1 rRNA gene is annotated in these 443 nt (G+C 61.9%); it reads left to right on the plus strand.

Features of this window, described 5'->3' with window-relative positions:
* Window positions 1-443: ribosomal RNA gene (locus tag SREC43747_RS0119315) — 16S ribosomal RNA — on the plus strand; the annotation flags it as partial.

The following is a 443-nucleotide window of genomic DNA, read 5'->3' on the forward strand; positions in this document are numbered from 1 at the left end:
CGGCCACACTGGGACTGAGACACGGCCCAGACTCCTACGGGAGGCAGCAGTGGGGAATCTTGCGCAATGGGCGAAAGCCTGACGCAGCGACGCCGCGTGGGGGATGAAGGCCTTCGGGTTGTAAACCCCTTTCACCACCGACGAAGCCTTCGGGTGACGGTAGGTGGGGAAGAAGCGCCGGCTAACTACGTGCCAGCAGCCGCGGTAATACGTAGGGCGCGAGCGTTGTCCGGATTTACTGGGCGTAAAGGGCTCGTAGGCGGTCCGTCGCGTCGGCTGTGAAAGACCGCAGCTCAACTGCGGAAACGCAGTCGATACGGGCGGACTAGAGGACGGTAGAGGCAAGCGGAATTCCTGGTGTAGCGGTGAAATGCGCAGATATCAGGAGGAACACCGATGGCGAAGGCAGCTTGCTGGGCCGTTCCTGACGCTGAGGAGCGAAA

Source organism: Saccharopolyspora rectivirgula DSM 43747 (genome assembly GCF_000497205.1).
GTDB lineage: Bacteria > Actinomycetota > Actinomycetes > Mycobacteriales > Pseudonocardiaceae > Saccharopolyspora > Saccharopolyspora rectivirgula.